At 40.7% G+C, this 20,546-nt stretch carries 19 protein-coding genes; 3 read left to right on the top strand and 16 right to left on the bottom strand.

The window, feature by feature from the left end:
* Positions 1–85: 85 nt before the first annotated feature.
* The 13 genes from C3B52_RS22045 to C3B52_RS22120 all read right to left on the bottom strand — a co-directional run bounded on the left by C3B52_RS22045 (position 86) and on the right by C3B52_RS22120 (position 15,742).
* Positions 86–418 (bottom strand): hypothetical protein, encoded by a 333-nt coding sequence (locus C3B52_RS22045; RefSeq protein ID WP_103108545.1) that lies wholly within the window; start codon positions 416–418, stop codon positions 86–88.
* A gap of 95 nt (positions 419–513) precedes the next feature.
* Entirely contained in the window at positions 514–1,545 is a 1,032-nt protein-coding gene (locus tag C3B52_RS22050) for a DUF6094 domain-containing protein (protein WP_103108546.1), read from the bottom strand.
* A 158-nt stretch (positions 1,546–1,703) separates the two neighbouring features.
* Positions 1,704–2,153 carry an LPD11 domain-containing protein gene (locus C3B52_RS22055; protein WP_103108547.1) on the bottom strand — a complete coding sequence of 150 codons (450 nt, stop codon included), beginning with the start codon at positions 2,151–2,153 and terminating at the stop codon, positions 1,704–1,706.
* Positions 2,154–2,441: 288 nt separating this feature from the next.
* Positions 2,442–2,741 (bottom strand): hypothetical protein, encoded by a 300-nt coding sequence (locus C3B52_RS22065; RefSeq protein WP_103108549.1) that lies wholly within the window; start codon positions 2,739–2,741, stop codon positions 2,442–2,444.
* A 106-nt stretch (positions 2,742–2,847) separates the two neighbouring features.
* Positions 2,848–3,120 (bottom strand): hypothetical protein, encoded by a 273-nt coding sequence (locus C3B52_RS22070; protein ID WP_103108550.1) that lies wholly within the window; start codon positions 3,118–3,120, stop codon positions 2,848–2,850.
* Positions 3,121–3,428: 308 nt separating this feature from the next.
* Positions 3,429–3,800: a hypothetical protein gene (locus C3B52_RS22080; protein WP_103108552.1), complete on the bottom strand. Its 372-nt coding sequence runs from the start codon at positions 3,798–3,800 to the stop codon at positions 3,429–3,431.
* 348 nt (positions 3,801–4,148) lie between these two features.
* Positions 4,149–8,132, bottom strand: a complete 3,984-nt coding sequence (locus C3B52_RS22085; protein WP_103108553.1) for a fibronectin type III domain-containing protein — start codon at positions 8,130–8,132, stop codon at positions 4,149–4,151.
* A 168-nt stretch (positions 8,133–8,300) separates the two neighbouring features.
* Positions 8,301–8,648, bottom strand: a complete 348-nt coding sequence (locus C3B52_RS22090) for a hypothetical protein (RefSeq protein ID WP_164684861.1) — start codon at positions 8,646–8,648, stop codon at positions 8,301–8,303.
* 1,035 nt (positions 8,649–9,683) lie between these two features.
* Positions 9,684–10,730: a phosphoadenosine phosphosulfate reductase domain-containing protein gene (locus tag C3B52_RS22100; protein WP_103108556.1), complete on the bottom strand. Its 1,047-nt coding sequence runs from the start codon at positions 10,728–10,730 to the stop codon at positions 9,684–9,686.
* Positions 10,731–10,869: 139 nt separating this feature from the next.
* Positions 10,870–12,366 (bottom strand): DNA cytosine methyltransferase, encoded by a 1,497-nt coding sequence (locus C3B52_RS22105; RefSeq protein WP_103108557.1) that lies wholly within the window; start codon positions 12,364–12,366, stop codon positions 10,870–10,872.
* Positions 12,367–12,749: 383 nt separating this feature from the next.
* Entirely contained in the window at positions 12,750–13,925 is a 1,176-nt protein-coding gene (locus tag C3B52_RS22110; RefSeq protein ID WP_103108558.1) for a DUF3560 domain-containing protein, read from the bottom strand.
* Between the two features lie 119 nt (positions 13,926–14,044).
* Positions 14,045–15,016, bottom strand: a complete 972-nt coding sequence (locus C3B52_RS22115; protein WP_103108559.1) for a DNA cytosine methyltransferase — start codon at positions 15,014–15,016, stop codon at positions 14,045–14,047.
* 222 nt (positions 15,017–15,238) lie between these two features.
* Positions 15,239–15,742, bottom strand: coding sequence for a hypothetical protein (locus C3B52_RS22120; protein ID WP_103108560.1), 504 nt, complete (start codon positions 15,740–15,742; stop codon positions 15,239–15,241).
* 769 nt (positions 15,743–16,511) lie between these two features.
* On the opposite strand from C3B52_RS22120, the gene C3B52_RS36605 reads away from it, so the two are divergent.
* On the top strand, positions 16,512–16,904 hold the full coding sequence (locus tag C3B52_RS36605) for a hypothetical protein (RefSeq protein WP_164684862.1): 393 nt from the start codon (positions 16,512–16,514) through the stop codon (positions 16,902–16,904).
* A 39-nt stretch (positions 16,905–16,943) separates the two neighbouring features.
* On the opposite strand, the gene C3B52_RS22130 is transcribed toward C3B52_RS36605, so the two are convergent.
* Positions 16,944–17,555 carry an AbiU2 domain-containing protein gene (locus C3B52_RS22130; RefSeq protein ID WP_103108562.1) on the bottom strand — a complete coding sequence of 204 codons (612 nt, stop codon included), beginning with the start codon at positions 17,553–17,555 and terminating at the stop codon, positions 16,944–16,946.
* A 208-nt stretch (positions 17,556–17,763) separates the two neighbouring features.
* On the opposite strand from C3B52_RS22130, the gene C3B52_RS22135 reads away from it, so the two are divergent.
* Positions 17,764–18,036: an HU family DNA-binding protein gene (locus C3B52_RS22135; RefSeq protein WP_103108563.1), complete on the top strand. Its 273-nt coding sequence runs from the start codon at positions 17,764–17,766 to the stop codon at positions 18,034–18,036.
* Between the two features lie 82 nt (positions 18,037–18,118).
* On the opposite strand, the gene C3B52_RS22140 is transcribed toward C3B52_RS22135, so the two are convergent.
* Both C3B52_RS22140 and C3B52_RS22145 read right to left on the bottom strand, forming a co-directional pair.
* Complete coding sequence (locus tag C3B52_RS22140; RefSeq protein WP_103108564.1) at positions 18,119–18,373, bottom strand: hypothetical protein; 255 nt, start codon at positions 18,371–18,373, stop codon at positions 18,119–18,121.
* Between the two features lie 5 nt (positions 18,374–18,378).
* On the bottom strand, positions 18,379–19,395 hold the full coding sequence (locus C3B52_RS22145) for a hypothetical protein (RefSeq protein ID WP_103108565.1): 1,017 nt from the start codon (positions 19,393–19,395) through the stop codon (positions 18,379–18,381).
* A 385-nt stretch (positions 19,396–19,780) separates the two neighbouring features.
* Between C3B52_RS22145 and C3B52_RS22150 the strand changes: the two genes are divergently transcribed.
* On the top strand, positions 19,781–20,536 hold the full coding sequence (locus tag C3B52_RS22150) for a hypothetical protein (protein ID WP_103108566.1): 756 nt from the start codon (positions 19,781–19,783) through the stop codon (positions 20,534–20,536).
* Positions 20,537–20,546 lie beyond the last annotated feature (10 nt).

The raw sequence follows: 20,546 nt of genomic DNA on the forward strand, positions 1-20,546 counted from the left end.
AAGAACTCAGGGCTTGGATGGCCCTGAGTTAACATCTACCTCAGGGCCATCCCCCTCTCAATATTTAGATGGTACTTATTGTTCTTTAAATCACCTGTACATTTTCTTTCATGTCTTCATCGATTGCATTGGACATGAATAAATTGTATAGCTCAACGGATGCCTCTTCTAATTCCCAAAGAGTTAAGGTTGAAACGTCAATGTTAAAGTCAAATAGATAAAAAGATTCATCGTTAAAAATGACCGTTTGATCCTGTATAAACTCTCCTCCCGAATATGTTACAAAGAATTTGTCTCCCTCTTTTTTAATGATGGTTATCTCATTGGAACGATCGTTAAAGAAACACTCCGTAAAGACGTATTCTTTTCCTTCAATCATTTGAGCAACGGTTAATTTGGATTGTTCAACTTGGTTCATATGGTACACCCCTTCGTAAATTCATAGTTTTCTATAAGCCATGGATGAGACGCGATATGGATAAAATCCAAAAGCAGTAGGCCTCCTTGTGTACTCTATTCCAGATCAAAAACTCCATCTTTCGTAAAAACGCGAACTATCGACTTGTGATGTTTGATTGTGACTTCCCCTTCTACTTCTCCATCGTCATTGACCTTATCTGCTGTATCGTGTATTTGCTTCGTTACACCTACCAGCAAGTGATTGCCCATGTTTCCTCCAACTGCTCCAGCTGCTATCGCAATTGCATAGTGAGTTGGTTTGAGTGGAAGCACCGGATTTTTTAAGTCAGCATTCCTGGAATGGGAAGGTAAGAACAGCTCTTTCATGGATAGAAAAATTGGGGAAGTGACAAGATCCTTCGACATTTCATCTATTCGTAATTTCCCTGCTCGAAACAATCGAATGGATTGGCGAGAAGGCAGAATACGATAGGTTACCCCATCTTCTTCATCAAGGCTTGGCAATGCCTCTGGTCCAAGCTTGGATACTTCACGAAGATAATGAGTAGTAACACTTCTTTCGTCTGGATCGGGCCGTTGAAAGTAACCAAACACTACGACCTGCTTGAAAGTTGGATAGTTCACATCTGTAAAACGATAAACCTTTACACTTGTGAATCGGGAGGCAATCAAAAGAGAAGCATCGCTCAAGACATACTGAGGTATGCAAAACATGAGTAATGCCCCCTTCACAAGAACATTCGTAGACTTATTCGTAAGCCTACGTAAGAAAGAGGTTTCTATCCGTTCTCCAAATCCATCGTCATAGGGTGGATTCAAATAGAGAGCTGAGAAATGATCTTCAGTACGCACATTCTCATAACCATCTTGTAGAACGTGATGAAGAATGTTTCGAGCCTCTTCAGCTCTTTCTTTTTCTAATTCCACCCCGTAGGTGATGACCTTACTATCTGGTGTCGAGAGATGATCGGAAAGAATCCGAAGCGCAACTCCCTTTCCGCAGCAAGGATCATAGAAGTTAAATTCTCCCGCTTCCTCAATGCGAAGTCGAGAAGCTACCAGTTGCATTTCTTTTTCTGGTGTGGCATAAAACCCACCTTTACTTTCTGAAGCGATACGTGCCATAATGACGCCCCGTACAAGCAAAAGGAAGGGGGTTAGATCCCCTTCCGCTGAAATGCTTGCAGAAGGGCTCCCTCCCTCTCTTAGATGCGTTGACTTTTGATATTACTATCCGCTATTCGGATAATCGTGCTGAAAACGAAATGGAAGTCATATTTAATTTACTCACCTGTCCCCATCATCTGTCTTTCATATTCTAAAATCTGTTCCCATGTAAGCCATTCAGGTTTACTTTTTTCATCTATGCTATTGTAAATAGATTTCATTTCTTCAATATGATTTTTTTCATCTTCACCAGAAAGACGAGATTTATTTCTGTTTCCATATCCAAGGTAATAATCGCAGTCGCTTCTCAATCTACCTAACATCATGTAGTTAAATCTGTATGGAGATTCTTCGTACTTGGTCTTAAACACTACAGTTAAATCACTTTTGATTGGTGAACAAGGTTCTCCATCAAAAATATTCCCACAACTAAATAGCTCTGGTACTCCTTTACCAAGCGTAATATCTTTCCATAGCGAACCAGTTTCAATGCACTTATAAACAGGTCTGTTCCAGTCATCAAGTCCAATATACTCCATTGTCCTTACGGTTGAATTGTTTTCCATTTTTCCATCCTCCTGAATAAAACTCACATTTTTATTTAATCTAACTCGTTTACTATCAACACAGTAATCCGAATACCATTTTTATCTACTGTTATAGATTTGCTGATTTTAGAGATACTTGCTTACTCCATTCGTTAAAAGCAAACTGGTCGATCTCTTGTAAGATGGCAGCTGCCTCGGAAAGCGTTTTACCTTCATTTATCAAATTGTCTACTAAACCAGTTCGTGATGAATTCTCTTTTGGGAGAGCATTGTTCACAATGGACATAACTCCATTTTGATATTTGACTACCCCGAAATTTGTTCCGACAAGCATAAGACCGTTCCCCTTTCTACATTACCTGCCTCAATTGATAATTCATTAAATTCCATGACTAACTGACCTGTATTTGTCTTAAGCTCGTTCTTAATTTTGCTTTGCAGATCTTCCAAAGCTTGACTGTATCCAGAATAGTATTTATTACGACTGTGTTGATTCAGAAAAGCCCATATTCTATACTTTTTTTGCTCAACCTCAATATGCGCAAGTAATGCATTCAATACTGTCTCAACCAAACCATTTTCACCCCAAATAGCAAAGGAGAGCATGCCTTAGTGCAGCTGCTCTCCTTCAAGATTTGTTATCTTTTGCTTCCACACAGAATTTATTACTGTCCCTTTGTTTGGCATAGCGTACATTCATGTTCTTCATACCTTATTTTCTATCTTCAATAGAAACGACCTCAAATACCACGGCCATTCCGTCATATTGATTATGGAACCATATCCTTCCGCGTGTACCTAAAGGGTTACAATACCAGTCCCACTCTGTATTAGACAGGTGGCTCCATTGACCCTTCATCCATTCTACTACGCTCTCAAATTCATCTGCTTCAATGGCTCCTTCCGCCTCATAAGGAAAATGGAAGTTTGCGGATCCTTCTTGGTTCTCACTTTCGTTATGAACAAGTACATAGGAAAACAACATGATCACTCATCCTCTCTAATGATCCACTATTTAAAGACATACCCCATTCAAATCCAATTCTAATTGGCCGGGTTCATCGAACACTTGATTTGATCCATAAAAACATTCAACGGTTTGGTAAATGTTTAACATAGTCCTGATATCTTTTTGTATGCCAGTCATATTTGCGATATCGGATTCTTTTTCCAGTTTGAAGGAGAACACCATCTGATTCAAACTCAGATAAATCTCCTTCAACTAGCAAAATACACTTGCTATACAGGAATAATACATTTACTCGCAAAGCTCTTCCCTCCAACTATCCTTACTTAATTCATTTTTCTACATTTGTTACCATGCATAATGACTCTTTTCGAAATCTCAAACGTAGCAGCAAGTTGAGCTGCTGTTACAGGGCCAATACCTTTAATCCGTAAAAAGTCTTTCTCTGACATGCTCATTAATTCATTCATGGTGAGTTCATCAGCTAGGTAGTTGCATATACTTCTAGCCTTCGGACCTCGAATGATGGTGCCGAGTAAGTGCTTCATCGAAACACCCCCCGCTCCATACTCATAAATGAATCCAGAGCTAATTTGAGCGAATGAAGGCATACCTACCGGTTCCTCTGTACCTTCTAATGTGAGCTGGTAGTATTTCTTACACTCTTCATCAGTTACATCAGACGCTAACTTGTCCATTCCTCATCTCTCCTTACTACCTCCCGCTTGGCGGGAAGAGGTTTCCCGCCATTGGGTAAGCAATAAAGTCGTCTTTCTAAGGATTCATGTAGCTTGGAACTAATTTCCTCCCTTCTGGAACGCAAAAAAGGCCCAGTAGAGAAGACAAGACGAATAAACCATCTCATCAACCCAACTGGGCTCTTACTTACATTCCGAAATTCTTCCGGATGACTAACTCACAAAAAAGTGTTAAGAAACAAGGCTTACGAGGTGATTATAGCATAGTTCAAAAAATGTTTAAACCCATAGTTCCCAGAAAAAAACTAGCTATGCGTATAACATAGCTAGTTGCGCTGGTTTAGAAATCTACCATCCCAAGGAAGATAGTGCCTTGATCATCATGGCAGCAAACTCAGCTCTGGTAATGGTTTCATTTGGATATAAGTTACCAGTACTATCTCCACCAAAGATTCTTGCGTCAATGTTCCCATCAGCCCAGCTTGGCAATTGGGCACCATCCTGAAAAGCATTCTTGTTTAATGGAGTATACACGTAGTTTTGAGTCTTCTTCATAGCGTTTGTAATGAATACAGCAGCTTCCGCTCTAGAAATCGGTTGTCCACCATTAAAATTCGACCCGAATACAGCTGGTACCACTTTTCCTTTCACGAGCGGGGCCACATAGGATTTTGCCCAATGGTCTACACCTGTGATGTTATTCAACACAGCAGCTTCTTCTTCATTACTTAACTTCCGAAGAACAGTGTACAACGATAGGTCATTAGCGTTGGTATTTACCCCTAGTAGCCGAGAGATAATAACCGCGAGCTCTTCCCTCGAAATGTTTGCATCTGGTCTAAATTCACGCAAATCATAACCAAATCCCGTCTCATACCCTTCTACTAATCCCATACCATTGATTTGATCGATGTAACTGTACCCCCAATGGTTGGCAATATCGGTGAGTCCAGGTTGTTTTACACCAAACACGGCATACCAGTTTCCAGCTCCTGAATTGGCAATGCTTAACGTTACAGAGAAGACTTTATCTCCATCATAGCTATAACCAAAAGAAGTAGGTAATGCAATCCACTTTTTACCGGCTTCATTATAGTAGTATCCACGGAATCCTAAACCAGAGTCGAGGATTTGTGAAATCGTCGTTCCATCATTAATCACTATCTTGTTAGTTTGTTGGACAGAATCCTTAATTGGAACATGTCCATCGTGTCTACCTATCAAATCACCTCTTTGCAAATCAGTTACAGAAGGCTGTCCTTTAATAGCATTCGGAGTCTTAGGTTGGGGAACTACAGTGTTACCTTGATTACCTCCCATAGTGGGTTTGGTAGACTCAATACCCTTGTCTCGATCTTTAGATGGTTTATCATCATTATCCCGGCTGCTCTCTTTTTTATTACGATACACATTCACTTTGTAAACTGCTTGCTTACCTTTTGGAGTTTCGACAATAATCTCAATTCTATTTCTCCCTACTTGAAGGGAAATATCATCAGATCTCTCCGATGGTTTTAACTTTTCACCATCTACGTATACCTTGTGATCTTCGGCATGAGTCTGCACTTTGAAGTTAATATATTTCGTTTCATATGGAAGATCAATATCGTAGGTGAATTCTGTATCCTTGAATCTTGGAGATAGTTTGCCCTCAGATGGTACAATATTTTTCGCTGTTAAAGCTTCAGGGTTTTCACCTTCTCCGGGATCAGTTCCACCTTCGCCAGGATTGGTCCCTCCGCCTTCACCTGGATTAGTTCCACCTTCTCCTGGGTCAGTACCTCCACCATTTCCTGGGTTAGAACCACCGTTACCCGGATCAGTTCCTCCGCCATTTCCTGGGTCCGTCCCGCCACCGTTTCCTGGGTTAGAACCGCCGTTACCCGGATCGGTTCCTCCGCCATTTCCTGGGTCCGTCCCGCCACCGTTTCCTGGGTTAGAACCACCGTTACCCGGATCGGTTCCTCCGCCATTTCCTGGGTCCGTCCCGCCACCGTTTCCTGGGTTAGAACCACCGTTACCCGGATCAGTTCCTCCACCATTTCCTGGGTCCGTCCCGCCACCGTTTCCTGGGTTAGAACCACCGTTACCCGGATCAGTTCCTCCGCCATTTCCTGGGTCTGTACCTCCACCATTCCCAGGGTTAGATCCACCATTGCCCGGATCAGTGCCCCCTCCATTCCCTGGGTCTGTACCTCCTCCATTCCCAGGGTTAGATCCACCATTGCCCGGATCGGTTCCTCCACCGCTTCCTGGGTCAGTGCCTCCTCCACCATTCCCAGGGTCCGTTCCTCCATTTCCTGGGTCAGTTGGAGTAGTTACTTCTACCTCAATAGGTTCGGTTGTAACGTCCTCTCCATTAGGTCCTTTGGCTAAATGCGCTAGAACCGTGTACTTATAATGTTTTCCAGGCTCCAATCCGGTTTCACTAAATGGAACCTCTCCATCTGAGTTCTCAGTAATTGTTCCCAAATCTTTATACTCGCCTGTAACGGTATTATAGTACTCCAATTGGAAAGTACCGTCCCCATTAGGAGTATACGTCCACTCTGGATTTCGGGACACCGTGTAGTACTCCGCTTGTGGTACTTGGTTATATGAGAAGCTTACTTCAGATGGCTTCACTTCTGGTTTTGTAGGTTCTGGCTTAGAATCTGGAGGAGTAGTAACCTGAATAGAAATAGATTCACTCTCTCCATATTCGTTTTTGAATTTGATGGAATACTCATACGTAGATTCTGGCGCAGTACCTTTATCTACGAATGCAGTTAGATCACCGCGATAAACTAATGCGCTATTATCACGCATTAGAATGGATTCTTTAGAATTAGGGTTCAAATCCCATTGCAAAGATACGCTATATGGTCTAGCATACACGACCTTAAAATTCTCGGGATTTGAAGGAGCCTCTCCTAAGGTCTTGGGATTAATTGTAATCCCAGCACTCTGACCTTTGGAATTAATTGCGTAAAGGGTGAATCCATATACCGTTTCTGTTTCCAGCTCGGTTAGATCTGTTGAAAGGTTGGCTCCAGAATAAATCTGATTTCCACCTTGAACTACACGATATGACTCTGCGCCATCAACTGCATTCCATGAGAGTGTCATAGAGTTTTTGGTGATGTTAGTGGCCTTAAAGTCTACTACGGAAATATTAGGCATCGTAGGCGCGGAGATGTCAGCTGTGGTGAATGTTACAGTACTAGGCGCGCTTTCAATACCATTCTTAATTCTGTATACGTCGTAAGTGTAGGTTGTGCCAGGAATTAAACCTTCCAAAAGATAATTACCACTCGTGCCGGTATACAAATCTGAGGTTCCGTCATTTAATCTATAGGATGAGCCAGAGATTACATCCCAACTCAGATCTGCTGATGTTTGCGTAACATTGCTTGCCTTGAAATTAGCTGGCGATTCCACAACTTCCTTAAGGGTGGTAAAGTTTAAAGTAACTGGTGCGCTAGGTTTACCTTCCTTGTAAGCTGTTAGGCTAACAACGTAGTTCGTGTCTGGTGCCAGAGTTACGGCTTTAAATCCGCCACTTGGACCGTAGTAAAGGGCGTTAGTACCTTCTTTGAGTTCATAGAGGTTATCTGAGTTTGCAGTCCAGCTAAAGTCGGCTGACGTGCTAGTAATATTTGTCACTTTAAAACCAACAGGGGCTGGTACTGCTTCTAAGGTTTTAAAGGAGACTGTAGCTGGTGTGGCGCTAACAGCGCTTCCCTTTTTAGCATAAAGGTTCATCGTATAATCCGTATTCGGGGTAAGAGTAGTGGCTACAAATGAACCATCTGTACCGGAGTATAAAACTGTATTTCCGGACTTTAACTCGTAGGTCTTATCCGCTTCCTTAGTCCAGTTAAAGCTAGCTGAGGTGCTCGTAATATTGGATACCGTGAAATCATTAGGAGTAGGTACATTAGTACCCCCTATAATGGTGTATGGGGTGGTCGGCCCTCCATACCCCCCAGTGACAGTTACATCCCGTGTCAAATAAAATGCGGGCCTAATCCCCAATAATCCGCCTTCTCTTGGCTGCCGGGAGTCTATATAGTTTGATATTGAGTGAGCTAGGACATTATCCTCTGCTCCTACAGCGTCTCTTAGGGAGTATGTCCGATAATCTAGGCTCGTATCGGACTTGTTCTGATTTTGAGCCAGGCCCTCAGGAGTTATCATCCCTCTAGTGACCCATCCCCTATCATAAACATACTCCTTTAATTCTTTCAAACTTAAAAGGAACATGGTGTCAGTTGTATCCTTATATACCAATTGGTCAAACTGTATATTCTTAATCTTAATGCTAGATAGGTTATCAGCTAACTTCGGCATCGGTAAAGTTCCACCGTCTTTAACCGGGGCATCTATGTCTGATATACTAGATCGGTGAGTTACGGGAACCATTAAATTCTTTTCATCAGGTGTAAAATTTGAATTATGGAGAAACCCAAATTCGTCAGTGTAAGTATTATAGTCAAATTTAGGAGGATTGTGACTGTATTACACAATTGCATTAGTGGAGTTTAGCCATTCCCTAATATTCGATCTCTCCCAGTAGCTACTACCAGTCACTTGTCTCCACTTATCTCCGCGCCCATCGGTCAGATCACCTACCGAATCAAATCCTTTTGTGGACAGGATCTTGTCGGAAAATAACATATAGCCATTTTCATCTATATTAACTACTCTCCAGATAATTGGGGCCCCTAGATATCGTCCAAATTGGACATAGGTGCCTAACGTTATTTCCTCTTCTGCATGTGCGATATTTGGCAAGATTAATTGCATCCCTATAAAGGTTTGTAGCATTAGAGCAAAAACTGTCAACAAATTTAATATTCTTTTCATTTGTTCCTCCTCGTTGTCTAAATCTCTGTAGAACTTCATGAGGCACTATCGTTATTTATGCAATGGAATCATCTCCTTAATAAGTTGGTTCTAGGGCAAAATTCATTACCAGAAACGGAAAGTCCAGAAAAACAAAAAACGGGATAGACCCTATGTGTAAAACAAGGGTCTATCCCGCGGTATTTCCGAAGGTGGTATGTGATTAGCTTAAGTATAGAGTGACAAATGTAATGAAGTCAAATTTTTATTGTCGCAAAATGGTTGTATAGACCTACAGTTGAAGAAAAATCTTCCATTAATAATGTGATTTGAACTATTAGTTTGCCATCATTTGAACCATAAGCTTGCCAAAGAGCTAACCTACAGTAATTTGTGAAAGGAGTTTCCTCCAGTGACAGTATTAGTTATAACCAGTGACAAAATTAGTTATAACCAGTGACAGCATTGGTTATTACTCACACCATGGTTCCCATAAAAAACTAGCTATGAGTAATAACATAGCTAGTTTTTTATGGTTTACAAACCTCCGATTCGAAGGTAGATAGATTTTGATCATCACAGCAGCAGGGCCTATTTTGATGTTAGACTCTAGATTTGCCCGCTTTTTTGAATCATAAGCACGCCAAGGCGCTAACTTACAGTACTTTGTGACAAGCGTTTCTTGGATAGACACAGTATTCATTACAAATCTCATCATACTCTAGGTAGAAACAAACGAGGTATATGTTTTTACGGCAAGTTATTGATTCAGTAACGTATTTACGGCAATATTTTGGTTCAAGCAATTTACCAATGCTTGCAAATATTGCAATGTCTGAGGAACTTTTCATTAAAGCAACAGTTTGCCGGTGATTAAAGCAAATGATTGCCTGTTATTAAACCATAAGTTTGCCAAATCTGCATAGTTCCTCAGAAATGATCAGCTGCTATTTAGGCAACGTATTCTATATTGGAGCAAAAGTTTGCCTAAAGTTCCTTGTAGCATTAGCTTGCCGTTACGGCAAATATATGGTTCAAGTCCACCCAGAAAAACTTTTAATAGGTTACAAAACAACCACACCCACCGATATCAAACATATCAATTTGGATTCCCTTCTTCTCCATATCACGATTAAAATTACGAAGCATATAAGGCTCACTTGGATACTTAATTACCACCTTCTCATTGCCCTTTTCATCGATTTCTACCTCTTGAATTGAATTTTTACTTTTCCGTTTCATAAAACTATAGGTGGTTATCTTCATATCAGTGGAACTAGCTGCTGGGTGAATATAGACTTTGGGACGCGCAGCTCTTCCATAAAAGTAGTCTCGAAAAGCATCATCCAATTCCTCTAACAACATGGACCTTACTTCCTCGTTCCATCCATCTCTACCATCCGATTCAATTTTCATGAGATAGCGGTATGACGACACATAGATCATCATGTAATGTTCCTTCTCCATAAGATCTTGAAATACTTCTGGTTGCTTCATTTTCAAATTCAAAAAATGGCTTTGGCCGGCCTTTACGCACCGGCCATTACAGTTGTTGTGACTGAAGCCAAGATCGTAAAGAAGCGGCTTTTTAATATCATGTTTTCGAAATACCGCATCAATGTCGATATGTTTCTCAATCAAAGGCATTTCTACTTGAAAGGGCGCCCAATTTTTCACGATTGATTCTTCCCGATGCAATTCTTCAATTCCGATACCAAAGTAAAGCGTCGCATCACTCGTGAAGTCCTCTTGTTTGAGGTATTGTCCGTTCCTCCACTCTTCAACAGGAGGTTTTATTCCTTTTTTCAAGAAATCAGAGGCAACCTTTATTTTCAGTACCTTAGAACACTCACCAATTCTACTGTTAAAAACGAGTTTCTTTTCGAACATCAGCTCAATCGGATTTAATCCTAAACTATGCGTCAATATCGGCAACTCCAGCTTATCTGAAGCTTCTTTAATGAAACGGTACAAGTCTTCATTTTCCCACAACGTATCTGTGAAATAGAGAACGATGTTATCTTCGGGATACTCCGATTTTACATAATCGGCTACTGCAAAGCTTGCGGATCCACCGCTGCAAAAAATGATGTGATTTTTCATGGAAAATCCTCCTTTATCTACTGGGAAGAAAATGACCTAGAAGTTGGCCAACGAATAGTGGCTCCAGCTCCTAGGTCATCTTTGTGGTCAAAATTTCACATTCTTCATTGACCCTATTGCTTCTACATCATAAAATTGGCTATAGAAGCGGGATTAGTTGTCTTTTAATGGTCTGCGCAAGGAATCGTGAAACCCTGTAATCAACGGCATTCTTTAACATTTCAAAGATAGCTGTTAGACTTCCGATGAAAGTGAAATCATCCGGAAGGGAGAACAAGCGCGCTGTTTCACGAACCGTCAGATAGCGATCCAGCGATGGGTGAAAAATTACGTGGTCCTGAACGTGTGCGAGCGTTTTCGTCTGCAAATCCCATCCTAAGCGCATGCAAAAGTCATTAAACTTCTTCTTCGCTGATCGTAAATGTTCAGGAACGTCCTTGATACATCCACCCTCAGGAACATACTGCATGCGTTCTAACGTCTTCGGTGTAGGTTTAAAGAAGAGATCTTGCTGGGGGGCATTCTCCACATCCTTAAACGCATCTCGAACTGTTCTACACTCCGCTAGATGTGGGAGCTCTATTTCAGGCACATCGTTTTCAATCCCGAGTATAAAGGCCCTTCTTCTCTTTTGTGCAGACCCAAGCGAAGTAGCATCTATTATCTTGGCGACGATACCAAAATTCGAGAAACGTTCCCTAAACCGCTTCAAAATGACGCCATTCTTTACGGTAATGAACTTTTCTACGTTTTCGATCAAGAAGGCCTTGGCTTTGCTCCATTGAATAATATCCATTGCCTTTTCCACTATAGGATGATGATCTGATTCACTATCACGGAAATTCTTTTTTGTATTCAACAAGCTAAAGTCAATACACGGGATTCCAGCTACACAAATATCCGCTTTAGGGATATCCTCTTTTGTTAAGGACATGACGTCCCTCATGATGATATGATCACCGATATTATGCTGGTAGGTTTTAATATGGGAGTCCCGTAACGCTTTCTTTTCAAAACGATCATTAGCAAAGATGATATCGTAGCCCTCGTTTTTAAAACCTAAATCTAGGGTCCCGCTTCCGGAAAATAGCGATATCATTTTGATCGCTTTCTCTTTTAAAGCAGGAGGTACTTTCGAGGATCCACCCTGCAATTGTTCATTCTGCTCTGCACGAAATAAATCAAATATCGTTAGCTGATCATAGTTGACCACCCTTGCAAATTCATTCACTCGAACAGCGTAACTCCGATGCCCTACGTTCTCTTTCTCCCGCCTAGCTTCCTCAAGATCAACCACGTTCGAAATGGATTTCTGTCCCGCTTCTTCTAAAACAGTAAAGATGATTTTCCCTTTCGAAATTTCCAGTTCAACTTGCTGATGTCTTGCAAAGAAGGAACGTACGTCTTCGCCCTTAATGTCTATGACTGGTACTTTTTTTCCGGTTCGTTGTGTAGTTTGCGCTACCTTTTTCTTTGTTTCATTTGCACTCGCATAAACAGTGACTCTCTTGCGTTGCTGATCTACTTTGTATTTAATGGACTGGCCAATACCAAAACCATAAATGCATAGGTATTGAGCCTCGATATATAGTCGCTCTTTAATGTTGTACATTCTTTTCAAAACAGATGATTTCATAATTGGTACCTCACAGTCAGATTGATTTTTTCAACAACAGTTGAAATACTAAGAGTCGTCTCTGCTTAAAAGAGCCTTATATTCAAAAAAGAAAAACCTGTATACGTTGAGGAAGAACTTACTCCATAAACGTGTACAGGTTCTTTGGTATGGCTCTTCAGAAATGTTCTTGTGAGACGAATTGAATCATTACATTGAACTGTTTCGTGGGTCAGTCAGTTTTTGGAGCGAATACAATAAAGTAAAGTTCTTCTGTTGCATTTGAACATTGCTTAATTGAAAATCACATACTTCCACCGGAACTTTAGCTCTTGGTTACATGACCTCTTCCAAAAAAGATCTTCATACGACTGCTGCTGTTTTAGATCACCAATTGATGACCGTTATACAGCGCTGTTATATTTGTATAGATACCAATCATCATGATTTACTACAAAATTGTTATCTCTGTCTTGTTTAACTGTACGTCTCTCCGGTAATCCTAATTTAAAGTTATTACACTGGGGAATATTGTTTTCGATAAGTATTTCTTTGATCGTCACGCTTTTGTCAGTCTTTTTAATTACTTGGAAAGCTTTTAGAATTCTATTGCCACCAATAGAAGTACGAATTACTATGTCGTCTACCTCAAATGGATTGACTGCTTCCTTTTTCTTTTCCACCCATCCCTCTGGAATTTTCATTTCCTGGATTTCAGCATAAGGGTACTTGAGCGTATATGGAACAAATTCAGGCTTAACCTCCACAGTCTTTGCATTCGGTTTAACAACTGTATCCCAGCTGCCGCGGATTTTAACGAGATAACCAGCCTTAACGTTCTCTTTATTAAATTGAACGCCGCCTATCTCGTCCATTTTATTGTGGAGAAATGCAAGTTTATCTAATTCATATTCCATTTTCTCTAATAGAGTTTCCATGTAAGATTCGTTTTGAGTCTCTTCTGCTTGAACAATTCGCCGCTGGTATTCACGAATATTCTTATTGCATTCTTCAATTCTGTTACTTAAATATGATCTATTCTTAAATTTACTCATGCTTGCAGTTTGTTCTGCTGTTATAGCTTTATCCCGGAAGTATTCACTCTTACGGTATTCTTCAAATCCTTTATGATAACGGTCAAACATTTTTTCTCTTTGACGTGCAAAACGTTGACTTCCCGCATGACCTGCAATAATCGGTTGCGTAAAAAATGAATTGTCACCACGCATACTGTTTAAGTCTGATTGCAGGTTTTTTGCTCTGTTCTTGGCATTGTCCGCATACTGCTCAAAGCGCTCGATTCTTGCTTCTGCTTTTTCTACTTGTCTTTCTACTTCCTCAGCGTAGGACAGGCGCTCTCCAATTTTACCGCCATCCGTAAAGCCTAGTTTTGTAGCTACACGGATAGCTGAATAATGATTTTTGGTAGACCGGGACACCCAAGCAGAACGAGAACCAGAGAACAGATATGCACTTTGTAATGTCTTTTTCTCAACCTGGCTTAGAGATTGATACTCTGTTTTAGAGAACTGCAATTCAATTTTAGAAGTTTCGAGGTTTAGAATATATTGTTTAGTCATTATATTTTCCTTCTTCCTATGTGTATTATTGCTTGTCTCACATGCACTTGCCTGCATAATATTTATTTGCAAAAGTCTTTTGAATCACGAATACATTCGTCGCTACCCAATCGGTTTGGTTAGACGATCGAATTTGTCATTTGATCAAACAGGGCCCTCGCCAGTGCATCTCCAACAGAAAACGCGACACCGTTGCCAACCAAGCGATACTGTTGTGTTGTCACAACTTCCGCCGGTATGACAAAGGTATCAGGCATCCCCATTAAACGCAGCATTTCACGGACTGTAATTTTCCGATCTTCGCTTGGATGAATGAATTCTCTTCCGTCTTTTGCAATGTGAGCGACAAGTGTGTGACTTTGCTTGTTCCAATTCAATCTTCTTAATCCGTGCCATTGTTTCGGGTTAGGATTGGAAGTGATCCGACGAATACGTTCAGGTGAAGGGCTTGTCCAGGTAGAGATATGATTAGGAATGCATCCAGAAGTACCTTCTGTTTCTCCAGGAGCGGGAAGATTCCCAATGGCCTGATATACATTCATCGTTAAACCCGTTGCCCGTGGAAATTGAAATTCAAATCCTAAATCGGTACGTACGCCGACTAGAAAGACACGCTTACGATCAGATGGGCTTCCGAACTCTGCTGCCTCGATTTCTTGCATCGAAATTCGATACCCTATCTTTTTGAAGGAGTGGATGTACCCGAGAAGTGTCTCTTGATGACGTGCTTTCAGTCCACTTACATTTTCAAAAAGAAAGACCTTCGGCATCTTTTTCTCGATGACGCGGAAAAAATTCCATATGTGTTTCCCTGTCTCTCCCCGTTCGCCACGGTTTACGCCATCTGTTGAGTAATCTGGACACGGTGGCGTCCCGAGGTAAACATCTGCTGGTGGAATATCATCGTATGACAATTCTTCGATATCCCCAACTACCAGATGATCCCCTACATTTTTCTGATAGCATCGTGCAGCTGAAGGATTAATCTCGTTGGCCCAAATGATGTGAAAATGGTTTTTAAACGCATAATCAAGTAAACCACCCCCAACATAAAAGGAGCATACGGTAAACTTTTTCGCGTATTCTGACATTGTGAAGCCCTCTCTTCTGAATAAAGCTCACAGGCTTTATTGAGAGGACAATCGATCTGGAACGCATTGGGATACGTCCTGCACTTGCTAAGAGGTAACCTACCAGGAATACCGGTAATGCCCTACCTCTTGCTGCAACGATTTTCTAGGGTACTCAAGACTGAGAGACATCTACCAAAGTGATACCCGTGGCATGAGACGTTCTCACTCCCCCAACCCATTTTAAATGGGCAATGTCTTTGATCTTTTTTCTTTCCGCTGCTTTCTTAATTCCTTCTGAATCTCAAACCATGCGCTATCTTGATACCTTTCGCGATCCTCTTCCGCGCAATGCCACTGTAGAGTCTGCGCGCATTGAGGCTCACCTAAGTGGCCACAATCAAAGCAATAGTCCCTGATGAATCGCTGTGCCTCGGCTACTTCAATAAGATGAAAATGCTGAATAGAAACTCTCCCTGACAAAAAAAGACCATTCGTGGTGTACTCCTTGATTTTGCTCTTCTCTATCGCAAGAACACTTTTCGTGTCCTCACGAAGCGAAGATTCAAAATCGGGATACAACTGAATGGACTCTTTTGTACCGTCTACTAGTTTTCTGGCAAAATACATGGTCTTGCGCCTGCTATCCAATGGGATAAAGGAATACTCGTCTTGACTGTGGATGATCTCCTGAAACTTCCCTCTTTTTTTCCCAAAACTGTTTACATGAACAATTATGGGTTTCATGATCTCCTACCTCCTTTCACTAATAGATTTATTCCACGCAAAAAACCCCGCTGATGGGCATGATGGAATAAACCATCTTACCGACCAACAGGGTCTCTAACAAGTAGTCCGAGCAATCTCGGAGACGTGTGGAATCAACAAAAAAAGAGAATACAGAGTGAATAAGATTAGTATATCTCATAAATTCAACCGTTGAAAGTCCAAATTATCAATCAAGTCTGTGGCTCTGCTCTCGTTTATCAGAGAGAAAACCTATCGTAATTTCGGATGCTATGTTCATGATGTGCAATCTGAGTTAAAAACCTCTCTGAAATTGTAAGTGAAACATATTTGTGTCGATTTGTCACTATATACAGTATCCAGAAAATAATGGTACACTATATATAGAGAGAACTGATATTCCTGTCATCAATCAAATGGTAAAGGAGTTTTGCTATTGAGTAGTCGGCACAAGACTGTTGCACTTAAGACTGCTAAGGAAATGAATCAACCCAGACCAGTCATCGTAAAGAATTTACTTACATGCAGTCAGTCTCATGAGTTTGATGATGCAAAGGAGGAATGGACTGTACAGTCCCTAATTGACGAATCCTCCGAGGGCTTCTCAAACCATTGTCATCTGTGTCATACTCCAAATCTAAAGTATAATTTCATCCTAGAGAACGCATTGAATGGAACAACCATTCAAGTAGGTTCCACTTGCATCTTACGATTCGGTGTAGGCCTTGGAAAAATGGATGTAGACTCAGGGGCAATCTTTCTCAATAACATGATAGAAGAAAAAGAACTGATTAACTTTCTACAGACTTACTCTTCGAGAGTTATGGTATTGCATCCCGAAGGCAGGACATTAAAGAAGTATTACGAGTCGTTGAAGAGATACTTTGACTTGAGAGGAATAACAGCTCCTACCCAAGAACAACTCGGATTGGTCATATTCGGGATAAAGTGGGAAGAGCAGAGTACTTTCAATCAGCTACAAATGAAACGAATCTTCTATAATCCTGGATCTATCGAGGTCTCCCGTACTAAACGTACACGTCCTACTCACAATCCTAAAGAAGGAACAACGTGGGGGCATAAACGCCGGAGAAATGTTGAAACCACCTTGGCAAGATCGGCATCCTACAGTCCAGAAGGACGCGTTGTTGATAATAGATAAGAAACGAAAAACCGCCAGATATAGTTGGCGGTTTTCTCTTTATCTCTTCTTTGTTTCAATATGATCGTGTAACATATCTAGTATAATATCAACATCCTTAGAATTTACTACTCCCAACGTATATACTCCTTTATTGAAAATCCGAGTGTATCTATTAATGATTTTCGCAGCCGCTTGTACTAACTCTTTTAACTCACCATACGTAATGGGCGCATCTATACCAAGTTGAGCTTGATCATAGAAATACTTTCTATCCGAATGAACATAGTACTTGTTTCTCCAATAGTAAAGATTTTTTAGTGGTGCTTTTTGTTTGATCATATCCTGTTCATTATCTTTGAGAATAGCTTCTATATCTGATGGTTCCATAGGAAAAAGTTGCATTTGAGACCTAATTTTTTTTTGAAATGTATGAATTGTTCCATATCCATTCCTATCATATACCCTCGCTATCCTAACAATGACGTCATTTAATAGTGAATCCATTGTGAGTTGAAAATAAACAGGTGCCAAATTTAATACAGCATGTCGAGTTTCTGTTTTGTTCTTAAGATGAAACCATAGCTCTAATTTTGAATAAGTATGATTTAGGTCGCTCATTAATAGTTCAAGATAGTCTACTAAATTCTCTTTCTCAGATCCTTTGTTCATCGATTTCTACCTCCGTAATTACTTCGTTACTGCCATTCTACTGTTGTACTTAGAATCTTAACAGGGTGGAAATATTACAACCCTTTCTGACCAAAGTCACTTATAATCGGTATATTATCAAAAACATTAGAAACAAATGTTCTCTAAACACTTCTCAACTCATCAATTTAACAGTAAAATATGAGTATATCTAGGAAAGGGTGTTTTCATGAATAAGACTGACCTGGTTGCCAAAGTAGCAGAACAAGCAGAGCTAACTAAAAAGGATGCTACATCCGCTGTTGATGCTGTTCTCGACGCAATTGCTGACGCTCTGAAAGAAGGCGACAAAGTATCACTAATTGGATTTGGAAATTTTGAAGTGCGGGAGCGGGCAGCTCGTAAAGGTAGAAACCCTCAAACTGGCGAAGAGATTGAGATCGCTGCGAGTAAAGTACCTGCATTTAAACCAGGTAAAGAATTGAAGGATTCTGTAAAATAATCACTACATAAAAAAACGCCACGTAGTAATACGCGGCGTTTTTATTATACCCTTGAACTATAGTTAACCATTTAAATCCACTCTATCTACTCACCTGGTTGTTCATGCGGTCAACTAGCTCTTCTGCTTCTCGGATTTGAAACTCAGTATCGTGTAGCCTTTTCCATTGACGAGTCGCACCAGCCAATAAACTTTCTGGAGTTGCAGTATCGATGACCAGTGGCCCACGATCACGCATCAGTTGAGCTGGACTAACAAGCTTTTTCCGCATCAGGGCCAAGGGTATATTTAGCATGGAAACACAGAACCGCTTCCATTTGCTTTTTTTAATCGTCATATCGATCACTCCCTATTCCGATTTGGATTGTAACTTGCAGCAGCAACTTCTTCATGGAAATGACTATGCCTCACTTGATCAAACAAAACTTTACCAAAAATTTGAGCAATTGGTCCCTTATTTTGAAAGCTCAAGATTTTGTGGTTAACAATAAGGAGGGCAACATAATGTTGAATTCCCTCAGCCCCACCATCCAGCGAAAAGCGCAAGACGTGATAAGCACGATTTTTATGTTTCTTCTTATTTCCATTGTACATCATTCCATAAACAGTGTCATTATGATTTGACATACTATCCTTTAACCTAGAAATGTCCTGTTCGGTTTCAGCAACAATCCTAGTCGTATCAAAGATCGCTGCATAATGTAATCCGATAATTCGAACATCCTGTTCAATGTACACGTCCCAATTCTGAAGAGCGGATAGCATTCGCCTATCTTGACCAGACCGAGACAAGATGTACTGGTACAAAAGTGCATTAAGATATGCACCATAGTCAGCTGGCGCCTTACGAAGCGACTTGTGCATTATATAACTTAGCAAATCAATGGGTACCTTTATCTTGCGGTATCGTAGCTTAGAAATGTCTGACCTCTCACCTTTGTGCTCAATAACCTTACGAAAATGGTATTGAATATGATGATCCTTGGTCTGTTTATGCACCTGAAAGAGCTGGAAAGCCATCAGTCCATCAACCGTTTCAATATAGGTTTTCGCTCGATTGTTAATGGCCACCAGCTTACGAGCAAGGATCTCTCCCTCATCTGCTAGGAATTCATACTTCCACCTAAACTTCCAAAATGGCCAAAACAAGAAGAATCCGAGTAATACAATCGCTACTCCTCCCATACCCAAAGCAATATACGTTTTGAGCAATAGGGAAGACTCGGTAACTGCGTTCACGATTGCACTTGAAATCATCCCAACCAGCAGAAGCAAAGCGGCAGCTGACAAACTCATGCCGATGCTCTTAGAGAAAATATTGGTCATTCTTTCCCATAGCGTCACTTTGTCTTTTGACATTCAATCACTCCTTCTTTTTATGTGTCTCTTGTCATACATCCCTCATAGAAATGAATCGTTCTGTTCTGTTCTGTCCTCTCCCTTCAGATCACCCTTGTAACCAAAAAAGGACCGGAAAACACAAAAAAACCCGTGGCAAAGAACGATAAAGACAACTTGTCTTTTCATTCATGACCAACGGGTCATTTTCATGGTTTTCCGATCCATTCGGATATACGAAAAGGGTAATAGAAAAAAAGAAATATTTGCTAACCACTACATTATATCCTAGTTTCCAAATAAGAACTACGGATTGGTAAGCATTTCTCTATTGATCTTCCTTCACTATGCGAACGTACGTTAACCATGTTACTATTAAGAAAGAATCTTCTAGGGGGGAACCTGAATGGAAACAACGGCAATAGTTAAGGATTACCCCACCTGGGAGTTAGGTGGAATAATCAAAAAGGCAGAAGTCATTTCCTATATCCTTGCTATTATGAAAGATGATTTACCGGTTACCGGTATGGAACTAGTACGACACGCCAAAAATCTAAATTGGACCATTAGTGTTACCCATGTATATAACTTATTGAAGAACTTAGAAAAGCATGATCCAAAACAAGAAAAATACCCTATTCTGACTTCAAAATGGCTCGATGACGGTTGCCGTGAACGGCTCTATTATCTTCAACCAGTAACGGGGGCAAATTATACCAGACACGCAATAGAAACAATGAGCGAACGCATCGAACAGGTTCAAAAACTAATACGCACCGTTGAGGCATTTTTGAAACCTGATTCAACTATTAGCCCCTCTCTTATTTCCGATTCCCCTCATCTGCTTAGCGTTAGGGACCTATACAGACTGGCCATTCTGTCTTTAACAAACCAGCAAATGTCGATTAGAGAGCAAATCAAACAAGGCCCATTTGGATTACGTACAAACCAAGCTCACTATCGCTTACAAGCGGACTGGTTGTCGCAGCATGACTACTTAGATTCAGATCTAGTTACCGTTACTGAAGAAGGGCATCTATTTCTTCAATCACTTAAGGAGCAACTCTTCGCACAGATTCCGTTTGCGAAGCAGCGTATCTCTGAATTAAAGGATTATCCAAAATCATATCAGCGTATGAAAGCATCTCGTATGCAAACTTAATACTTTTCTA

Origin of the sequence: Brevibacillus reuszeri (assembly GCF_002897295.1) — a bacterium.
GTDB classification, from domain to species: Bacteria; Bacillota; Bacilli; order Brevibacillales; family Brevibacillaceae; genus Brevibacillus; species Brevibacillus reuszeri_A.

Excerpts from the sequence above, each read along its gene's own strand:
- C3B52_RS22045 (WP_103108545.1), bottom strand. The coding sequence starts at position 418 with ATGAACCAAGTTGAACAATCCAAATTAACCGTTGCTCAAATGATTGAA.
- C3B52_RS22130 (WP_103108562.1), bottom strand. The coding sequence starts at position 17,555 with ATGAACAAAGGATCTGAGAAAGAGAATTTAGTAGACTATCTTGAACTA.
- C3B52_RS22090 (WP_164684861.1), bottom strand. The coding sequence starts at position 8,648 with ATGAAAAGAATATTAAATTTGTTGACAGTTTTTGCTCTAATGCTACAA.
- C3B52_RS22115 (WP_103108559.1), bottom strand. The coding sequence starts at position 15,016 with ATGTCAGAATACGCGAAAAAGTTTACCGTATGCTCCTTTTATGTTGGG.
- C3B52_RS22080 (WP_103108552.1), bottom strand. The coding sequence starts at position 3,800 with ATGGACAAGTTAGCGTCTGATGTAACTGATGAAGAGTGTAAGAAATAC.
- C3B52_RS22150 (WP_103108566.1), top strand. The coding sequence starts at position 19,781 with ATGGAAACAACGGCAATAGTTAAGGATTACCCCACCTGGGAGTTAGGT.
- C3B52_RS22105 (WP_103108557.1), bottom strand. The coding sequence starts at position 12,366 with ATGAAATCATCTGTTTTGAAAAGAATGTACAACATTAAAGAGCGACTA.
- C3B52_RS22055 (WP_103108547.1), bottom strand. The coding sequence starts at position 2,153 with ATGGAAAACAATTCAACCGTAAGGACAATGGAGTATATTGGACTTGAT.
- C3B52_RS22070 (WP_103108550.1), bottom strand. The coding sequence starts at position 3,120 with ATGTTGTTTTCCTATGTACTTGTTCATAACGAAAGTGAGAACCAAGAA.
- C3B52_RS36605 (WP_164684862.1), top strand. The coding sequence starts at position 16,512 with ATGATAGAAGAAAAAGAACTGATTAACTTTCTACAGACTTACTCTTCG.
- C3B52_RS22120 (WP_103108560.1), bottom strand. The coding sequence starts at position 15,742 with ATGAAACCCATAATTGTTCATGTAAACAGTTTTGGGAAAAAAAGAGGG.
- C3B52_RS22050 (WP_103108546.1), bottom strand. The coding sequence starts at position 1,545 with ATGGCACGTATCGCTTCAGAAAGTAAAGGTGGGTTTTATGCCACACCA.
- C3B52_RS22135 (WP_103108563.1), top strand. The coding sequence starts at position 17,764 with ATGAATAAGACTGACCTGGTTGCCAAAGTAGCAGAACAAGCAGAGCTA.
- C3B52_RS22100 (WP_103108556.1), bottom strand. The coding sequence starts at position 10,730 with ATGAAAAATCACATCATTTTTTGCAGCGGTGGATCCGCAAGCTTTGCA.
- C3B52_RS22140 (WP_103108564.1), bottom strand. The coding sequence starts at position 18,373 with ATGACGATTAAAAAAAGCAAATGGAAGCGGTTCTGTGTTTCCATGCTA.
- C3B52_RS22065 (WP_103108549.1), bottom strand. The coding sequence starts at position 2,741 with ATGCTCTCCTTTGCTATTTGGGGTGAAAATGGTTTGGTTGAGACAGTA.
- C3B52_RS22110 (WP_103108558.1), bottom strand. The coding sequence starts at position 13,925 with ATGACTAAACAATATATTCTAAACCTCGAAACTTCTAAAATTGAATTG.
- C3B52_RS22085 (WP_103108553.1), bottom strand. The coding sequence starts at position 8,132 with ATGCCGAAGTTAGCTGATAACCTATCTAGCATTAAGATTAAGAATATA.
- C3B52_RS22145 (WP_103108565.1), bottom strand. The coding sequence starts at position 19,395 with ATGTCAAAAGACAAAGTGACGCTATGGGAAAGAATGACCAATATTTTC.